The following is a 6,810-nucleotide window of genomic DNA, read 5'->3' as shown; positions in this document are numbered from 1 at the left end:
GAGCGATCGAGACCACGCGCGCCAACGGGCACACCCGGCCAGCCCCACGGAGCGAGTCACCGGTCTCGATCGCTCGTACCTCGCGCCTCGACCAACGACGCAGCCCGGCGCGGCGGCCGGGTCTCGATCGCTCGCGCCTCGCACCTCGACCAACGCAAGCACCCCCGCCGGCGAGGCGCGACGAAGGAGCGATCGAGACCACGCGCGCCAACGGGCACACCCGGCCAGCCCCACGGAGCGAGTCACCGGGTCTCGATCGCTCGTACCTCGCGCCTCGACCGGCGGCGCGGGTGAGGGCGGCGTCAGCCGAGCGCGAGCACTCCGTCGAAGACCAGCTCGGCCGGTCCCGACAGCGAGACGTGCTCGCCGTCTTCGGTGGGGAACATGCGCACGCCCAGCACGCCTCCGGGAACCTCCACGCGCCACTGGTTGGGCGCGCCAGCCCCGGCCCAGTGTCGGGTGGCCAGGGCGGCCGCCACGGCCCCGGTGCCGCAGGAGAGCGTTTCACCACTGCCGCGCTCGTGCACGCGCATCCGGATGCGTCCGACGCCGTTCACGACGAGTGGCTCGAGCGGCACCACGAGTTCCACGTTGGCACCGTCGGCGGGCTCCGGGTCCAGTTGCGGGATAAACGTGAGGTCGGCGGAGTCGAGTTCGTCGTCGTCGGCGAGGGCCACAACGACATGCGGGTTGCCCACGTTGATGCCGAGGCCGGGCCTGGCGATCGTGAGGTTCTTCACGCGCACGAGGGGCTCTCCCCCGTCGAGGCGCCAGCGCCCCAGATCCGCCTGATACCCGGTGGCGTTGCGCTGCACGTCGCGCACGCCTGCGCGGGTGCCAATCGCGAGGGTTTCGCCCGGGTTGAGGGTAGTGAGGCCGTTGTCAAGCAGGTAGCGCGTGAACACGCGGATGCCGTTGCCGCACATCTCCGACACGGAACCGTCAGCGTTCGAGTAATCCATGAACCACTCGGCGTGGTCGTCTTCCGCCAGGGCAGCCGCGCCGTCGGCCAGGTTGGCCGAGCGCACGGCGCGGATCACGCCGTCCGACCCCACGCCGAACTTGCGGTCGCACACGGCACGGATCTGCTCCGCGCTGAGCTCCTGGAGCCCGTCGGGGTCCGCGAACAAGACGAAGTCGTTGCCGGTGCCGTGTCCCTTGGTGAAGTTCAGATTCTTGCCCATGGGCCAAGTTTAGACGGCGGGCAGCGCCGCGGACGAGTCGGCGGACGGGGCACCGATGTGTCGCAGGGCCTGCTCGACCCGGTCCGGGGAATCCGCCTCGATCCACTCGGTGGGGTAGCGCTTGAACCAGCTCACCTGACGGCGGGCATACCGACGGGTGAGCTGCTGGGTGCTCTCAATCGCCTCGGCTCGCGTGAGCGTGCCGTGCAGCTCGCCGAGCGCCTGCGCATACCCGATGGCACGACTCGCGGTGATACCCCGCTCGATTCCGGCGGGCAGCAGCCCTTCCACTTCGGCCACGATCCCGTCGGCCCACATGCGTTCCACGCGCTCATCGAGCCGCGGCGTCAGGTCTTCCCGCGGAACGCGCAGACCGACCGTCACGGCACGGCGCCAGTACACCGGGTCGGCTGGCAGCGACGCCACGTGCGGGGCGCCGGTCAGCTCGACCACTTCCAGGGCACGCACCAGCTTCGGCCATTGCTGGCGCCGATGCGCAGCGCGGCCTGCGGGTCAACGCTCTTCAGCCGGGCGTACATGGCGCCCGGGCCCTGACTGGTGAGGTCCGCCTCGAGCCGCTCCCGAAGCACCGGGTCGGTGCCCGGAAAACGGAAGTCGTACACGACGCTCGACACGTAGAGCCCGGAGCCCCCCACGAGGATGGGCACCGCGCCTCGTGCCAGAACTCCGGTGATCGCCGACCGTGCCTCGCGCTGGTAGTTCGAGACCGTCGCCTCATCGGTGACGTCGAGCGTGTCGAGCAGGTGGTGACGGATGCCGCGGCGTTCGGGCATGGTGAGCTTGGCCGTACCCACGTCCATGCCGCGGTACAACTGCATGGCGTCGGCGTTCACGATCTCGCACGGCTGCCCTGACGCAGCCAGGCGTTCGGCGATATCCAGCGACAGCGCCGACTTACCGGTTCCGGTGGAACCGACGATCACGACGAGAGGGAGGCCGGGGGCGCCCACCGCGCTAGCGTTCTCCGTCATTGACGTCGTAGATCGGAATGGTCGTCGACCCGGTCTGCAGGCGCAGCGTGGGGAGGCCAAGCGACACGGTTCCGGCGGTGGACGCCGCACTTCCGTGCGTGGGCACGCCGCAGGCCTCTGCCTCGGCACGGTCCCACGCCTCGCCGGCGCGGGTGGCGCGGATGCGCAACGGCGCCTGATCCGTGGAATCCGCTATCAGGTGGAACGGGGCGGCCTCGGTGATGACGACGGTGACCATGTCGCCGGGCCGGGGGCGCGGGGACCCAACCGGAACATCGAAGTGAACCAGACGGCTGTCTGCCGCGCGACCGCTCATGCGGTGGGTATCGGCATCTTTACGGCCCTCACCGTTGGCGACGAGCAATTCGACCTCACGCCCGATGAGCGCCTGGTTCTCTTCCCAGGAAATGCGGTTCTGCACGACGGCGAGGCGCTCGTAGCGGTCCTGAACGATCTCCTTGGGGATCTGATCCGGCATGGTCGCCGCGGGAGTGCCCGGGCGGATCGAGTACTGGAAGGTGAACGCCGTGGCGAAACGCGCGGCCTCAACCACCCGCAGCGTCTCCTGGAAGTCCTCCTCGGTCTCTCCGGGGAAACCGACGATGATGTCCGTCGTGATCGCGGCATCGGGCATCTGGGCGCGGACTCGCTCGAGGATTCCCAGAAATTTGGTGGAGCGATACGACCGGCGCATGGCCTTGAGTACCCGGTCTGATCCGGATTGCAGTGGCATGTGCAGCTGGGGCATGACGGCCGGAGTCTCGGCCATGGCGTCGATCACGTCGTCGGTGAACGCCGCCGGGTGGGGGCTCGTGAAACGGATGCGCTCGAGGCCTTCGATCTTTCCCGCCGCGCGCAGCAGCTTGCCAAAGGCGAGCTTGTCGCCGAATTCCACACCGTAGGAGTTAACGTTCTGCCCGAGCAGGGTGACCTCGATGGCTCCATCGTCAACGAGAGCCTGAATCTCGGCCAGAATCTCGCCGGGGCGACGGTCTTTCTCTTTGCCGCGCAGCGCCGGCACGATGCAGAAGGTGCAGGTGTTGTTGCAGCCGACCGAGATGGACACCCAGCCGCTGTAGATGGAATCCCGTTTGGTGGGCAGGGTCGAGGGGAACGTCTCCAGGGATTCCAGGATCTCGAGTTGGGCTTCCCCGTTGTGCCGTGCGCGCTCCAGCAGGCTGGGCAGGGCACCCATGTTGTGCGTTCCGAAGACCACGTCGACCCAGGGGGCCTTTTCGAGGATGGTGTTCTTGTCTTTCTGAGCCAGGCAGCCGCCCACGGCGATCTGCATGCCGGCGTGGCGACGCTTGACGGACGCGAGATAGCCGAGGTTGCCGTAGAGCTTGTTGTCCGCGTTTTCGCGCACCGCACAGGTGTTGATCACGACGATATCGGCCTCAGCACCGTCGGCAGAGACATAGCCCGCGGCTTCGAGCGATCCGCTGAGACGTTCGGAGTCATGCACGTTCATCTGGCAGCCGAACGTGCGCACCTCGTACGTACGCGCCCGGCCGTCGTCATCGACCGCGGCCGCCGAGGGGGCGATCAGGGTGCGAGGATCACGGGGCGTGGCGGCAAGCGATGGGGTGCTGGTGAGACTCATAGTGGCTATAGTTTACGCGGGCATTGTGTGTACGCGGTCAAAGCCACCCCACGGCCACGCCCGCGGCTCGGGCCAATCACCGAAAACGAACGGTGGACGACCCGTTGCGCGAGTCGAGGGATGCCTTGACGGCGACCCGAACTATCTGGGAGTTGTAGCCCTTCCGCATGAGGAAAGCGTTGAGGCGGCGGTCGATCGTCTGGTCGTCGAAACGGCTCAGCTGCGCAATGCGCTTGGTGCCCTCTTCGATGGCCCGCTCGAGTTCGTCGTCGGGCAGCTCCTCGAGTTTGTCCAGCATGATGCCGGCGTCAAGCTTACGGCGCCGCATCTCGGTCTCGACCCCGGCACGTCCCAGCCCCTTGCGCACATGATGCGTGTGGATGATCTGGTCAGCGAGTTTTTCGTCGTCGAGGTACGCCAACTGCGTGAACCGCTCGATCATGTCGTGCGCCTCGCCATCGTCGAGGTCGAGGTCTTTGAGTACGGCGAAGGCCTCCACGAGCGACAGGGAGCGTGCTCGCAATCGCTGGAGCAACGCCGCCTCGGCCCGTTCTCCGCGCTCTGCGGCCTCCACGTCGACGCTGACGTTGACGCCATCCTCGGGCGCGTCATCGTCAGGCATGTCGTCGTTCGACGCATCGTCGGTCACGGAATCGTCCCGCTCAAAAACGGTCTTCTTCCGCGGTTTCGTGCCGGTCTCGGGCTGCACCACGGGCGTGCGCCGGGTCATGCCGGGCGCGGCGCCCGGCAGATAGGCCACGGGTGCCACTCGTGCGGGCGGCCCATCGGCGTTCTGCACAGCGGCGTTCTGCCCCGCGATTGTCGGTGCATCTGCCTCATCGGCCGGTACGAAGTGAACCATTCCCGTGACCTGTCTCTCGTCGTCGTTCGTTGTGCGTCGTGCCTGTCGTGGCGACTAGGCCGTCTTGCGCCCGGCCTTGACGGCGACCGGGGCGGCCACGACACCGGACTCGGCGATCTTCGCCTTCTCGGCGGCCTCTGCCTCGGCGAGAGCGGCCTTCTCGGCCGCCTTGGCAGCGATTCCCTCTGGGCCGACGCCGAGCTTGATCAGAATCTTGCGTTCGATCTCGTTGGCCATGTCGGGGTTGCGCAGCAGGAAGTTCCGCGAGTTTTCTTTACCCTGCCCGAGCTGGTCGCCGTCGTAGGTGTACCAGGCGCCCGACTTCTTGACGATGCCCTGATCGACTCCGAAGTCGATCAGGCTGCCCTCGCGGGAGATCCCGACTCCGTACATGATGTCGAATTCTGCCTGCTTGAAGGGCGGGGCCATCTTGTTCTTGACGACCTTGACCCTGGTGCGGTTACCGATGGCATCCGTTCCGTCTTTCAGGGTCTCAATACGGCGGATGTCGAGGCGCACGGAGGCGTAGAACTTGAGCGCCTTACCGCCCGACGTGGTCTCGGGGCTGCCGAAGAACACGCCGATTTTCTCACGCAGCTGGTTGATGAAGATCATGGTCGTGTTGGTCTGGCTGAGCCCACCGGTCAGCTTGCGGAGCGCCTGCGACATGAGTCGGGCCTGCAGTCCCACGTGCGAGTCGCCCATTTCACCCTCGATCTCGGCGCGGGGCACGAGCGCGGCCACCGAGTCGACCACGATGAGGTCGATCGAGCCGCTTCGTACGAGCATGTCCGCGATCTCCAGCGCCTGCTCACCGGTGTCCGGCTGGGACACGAGGAGGGCGTCAATGTCGACGCCGAGCTTCTTGGCGTATTCGGGGTCGAGCGCGTGCTCGGCGTCGATGAACGCCGCGATGCCACCGTTCTTTTGCGCGTTGGCGATGGCGTGCAGGGTGAGCGTGGTTTTTCCCGACGACTCCGGTCCGTAGATCTCTACGATGCGACCGCGCGGCAGGCCGCCTATGCCGAGGGCGACGTCCAGTGCAACTGAGCCGGTGGAGATGGTCTCGACGGGTGCCCGCTCGTCACTGCCCAGGCGCATGACCGATCCCTTGCCGAATTGGCGGTCGATTTGGGCGAGTGCGGTCTCGAGTGCTTTTTCGCGATCTGCTGCTGATGCCATGGTGGTCTCCTTGAGTGGTACGGTCCGGTCGTGCGTTGTGGCGCCTATAGGCTGTCGTGGCGTTTTCGGGAAGACCCCGTAGCCGCTGTCGACAAGGCATATGCTGCGTATCGCTGACGTTCAGTGACTGTACGCCGACCCTCCGACACTGGGCCGGGGAGATAAACGAACAGTGCACAATCCGTGACGAACACCGCTGTTGAGGAGCCTAGCAAGAACCGAACACGTCTTCGAGGATTGACGCGATATATTCAGCGTCGTGTCGAAGTTTCCGGCAGTCCGGGGCGGCTACGAGCGGGCGGCCGGCAGACCGGCGCCATGGCGGCGGCTGTCGGGAACGTCGGTCTCCACGCACAGCGCGAGCCAGACGTCTCGGGCCGGGAGACCGTCGTCCAGCGCTTCCTGGGCCGTGCGGCCCCCGAGCGATGGGAGTACGAGGTCACTCGTCAGCACGCGACCGTAAGCCTCGCCGAACTCGTCGCCGAGCGCACGTCGGAATTCACTCAGTCGCATGATGTCTCTTTCGTTGATCCCGGCGGAACACTCTCACCGGCAATCGACTAATGCAGTGCACCGATGGTCTCTGCGCACTGCATCAGTCGATTGAACGGGTCATCGAACCCTGAGGTTACCGAACCAGGAACCCGGGATCGTAGGCGGCCCCGAAGTCGTCGGGAACGGTGTCGGGGAAGGTGTCGATTCCCTCGATGACGGCGAGCCGGTCTCCGACCTCGCGCATGATGACCGAGATCGGGGTGTCGAGCGCATCCGCAACGGACGCGAGAATCTCCGAAGAGGCTTCCTTTTGTCCGCGTTCTACCTCACTGAGGTAGCCGAGAGCCACACTGGCTTTACTTGCGACCTGTCGCAGAGTTCTACCTTTTTGCAGGCGGAAGTCCCTGAGCACATCGCCGATTTCCTGACGAACAAGAATCATCGGAACCTCCTTCTTTGGCCTGTCCACATACTCGAGAGCAACGGTTGGTG

Annotated in this window: 6 protein-coding genes and 1 pseudogene; all 7 read right to left on the bottom strand. The window is 66.1% G+C overall.

From position 1 onward, the window contains the following. Positions 1–302: 302 nt before the first annotated feature. Positions 303–1,184 (bottom strand): diaminopimelate epimerase, encoded by an 882-nt coding sequence (gene dapF, locus JF66_RS13910; RefSeq protein ID WP_035879071.1) that lies wholly within the window; start codon positions 1,182–1,184, stop codon positions 303–305. Between the two features lie 9 nt (positions 1,185–1,193). Then, a pseudogene (gene miaA / locus JF66_RS13905) lies at positions 1,194–1,978 on the bottom strand (tRNA (adenosine(37)-N6)-dimethylallyltransferase MiaA). Between the two features lie 181 nt (positions 1,979–2,159). Next, positions 2,160–3,779 carry a tRNA (N6-isopentenyl adenosine(37)-C2)-methylthiotransferase MiaB gene (miaB, locus tag JF66_RS13900; RefSeq protein ID WP_051973547.1) on the bottom strand — a complete coding sequence of 540 codons (1,620 nt, stop codon included), beginning with the start codon at positions 3,777–3,779 and terminating at the stop codon, positions 2,160–2,162. Between the two features lie 76 nt (positions 3,780–3,855). After that, positions 3,856–4,641, bottom strand: coding sequence for a regulatory protein RecX (locus JF66_RS21810; RefSeq protein ID WP_051973546.1), 786 nt, complete (start codon positions 4,639–4,641; stop codon positions 3,856–3,858). Between the two features lie 54 nt (positions 4,642–4,695). Continuing rightward, positions 4,696–5,823 carry a recombinase RecA gene (gene recA, locus JF66_RS13890; protein ID WP_035879070.1) on the bottom strand — a complete coding sequence of 376 codons (1,128 nt, stop codon included), beginning with the start codon at positions 5,821–5,823 and terminating at the stop codon, positions 4,696–4,698. Positions 5,824–6,111: 288 nt separating this feature from the next. Then, positions 6,112–6,336: a DUF3046 domain-containing protein gene (locus tag JF66_RS13885; RefSeq protein WP_035879069.1), complete on the bottom strand. Its 225-nt coding sequence runs from the start codon at positions 6,334–6,336 to the stop codon at positions 6,112–6,114. 115 nt (positions 6,337–6,451) lie between these two features. Then, positions 6,452–6,760 (bottom strand): helix-turn-helix domain-containing protein, encoded by a 309-nt coding sequence (locus JF66_RS13880; RefSeq protein ID WP_035836458.1) that lies wholly within the window; start codon positions 6,758–6,760, stop codon positions 6,452–6,454. Between the last annotated feature and the right edge of the window lie 50 nt (positions 6,761–6,810).

Source organism: Cryobacterium sp. MLB-32 (genome assembly GCF_000738085.1).
Lineage (GTDB): Bacteria > Actinomycetota > Actinomycetes > Actinomycetales > Microbacteriaceae > Cryobacterium.
Note: the sequence above shows the minus strand (reverse complement) of the source record. Positions and strands in the feature narration are given on the sequence as shown.

What these genes read in the sequence shown, in the direction of transcription:
- JF66_RS13880 (WP_035836458.1), bottom strand. Translation starts at nt 6,760, where the DNA reads ATGATTCTTGTTCGTCAGGAAATCGGCGATGTGCTCAGGGACTTCCGC.
- dapF (WP_035879071.1), bottom strand. Translation starts at nt 1,184, where the DNA reads ATGGGCAAGAATCTGAACTTCACCAAGGGACACGGCACCGGCAACGAC.
- JF66_RS13885 (WP_035879069.1), bottom strand. Translation starts at nt 6,336, where the DNA reads ATGCGACTGAGTGAATTCCGACGTGCGCTCGGCGACGAGTTCGGCGAG.
- miaB (WP_051973547.1), bottom strand. Translation starts at nt 3,779, where the DNA reads ATGAGTCTCACCAGCACCCCATCGCTTGCCGCCACGCCCCGTGATCCT.
- recA (WP_035879070.1), bottom strand. Translation starts at nt 5,823, where the DNA reads ATGGCATCAGCAGCAGATCGCGAAAAAGCACTCGAGACCGCACTCGCC.
- JF66_RS21810 (WP_051973546.1), bottom strand. Translation starts at nt 4,641, where the DNA reads ATGGTTCACTTCGTACCGGCCGATGAGGCAGATGCACCGACAATCGCG.